This window comes from Thermus sp. (assembly GCF_040290245.1).
GTDB lineage: Bacteria > Deinococcota > Deinococci > Deinococcales > Thermaceae > Thermus_A.
In genome coordinates, this window is sequence record NZ_PSMQ01000036.1 from 1 (window position 1) to 572 (window position 572).

Consider the following 572-nt stretch of genomic DNA (forward strand, 5'->3'; position numbering starts at 1 on the left):
CCCCCTCCCTCCGGAGCGGACGATCCATGTGGCCACCAAAGCCGACCTCCCTCCCCTTTGGGAAGACCCCCTTTACCTCCCCGTCTCCAGCCTGACCAAGGAGGGGCTGGAGGCGCTTAAGGAGGCCATCCGCACCAAGCTCCTGGGAAGCCCTGTCGAGGCGGTCTGGCTCCTTTCCGAACGGCAAGCGGAGGCCCTGAGCCGGGCCAGGGCCCACCTGGAGGAAGCCCTCCGGGCCCCCGAGGACCTGATGGGCCTCTCCCTCGAGGAGGCGATCCGCGCCTTGAACGAGCTCTTAGGCCTCGAGGTGGGGGAGGAGGTGGTGGAGCGGGTCTTCCGGAACTTCTGCGTGGGTAAGTGAATCAAAGAAAAGCGTCTAGAATCCGCTCCACCTGGTCCGTCTCGATCAAAAAGGCATCGTGCCCGTGAGGGCTTTGGATTTCCTGGTACCGGCCCCCGGCAAGCCGGGCCATCCTTTGCACCTCCTCCTTGGGGTAAAGGAGGTCGGAGTCAATCCCCACGAAAAGGCTTCTTATCGCCCGGAGCCGGGCCAAGGCCGCCTCTACCCCCCC

Annotated in this window: 2 pseudogenes; one reads left to right on the forward strand and one right to left on the reverse strand. The window is 65.0% G+C overall.

From position 1 onward, the window contains the following. Positions 1-361: pseudogene (locus tag C4301_RS06290) on the forward strand (tRNA uridine-5-carboxymethylaminomethyl(34) synthesis GTPase MnmE); the annotation flags it as partial. A 1-nt stretch (position 362) separates the two neighbouring features. On the opposite strand, the pseudogene C4301_RS06295 reads toward C4301_RS06290, so the two are convergent. Further along, a pseudogene (locus tag C4301_RS06295) lies at positions 363-572 on the reverse strand (homoserine O-acetyltransferase); the annotation flags it as partial.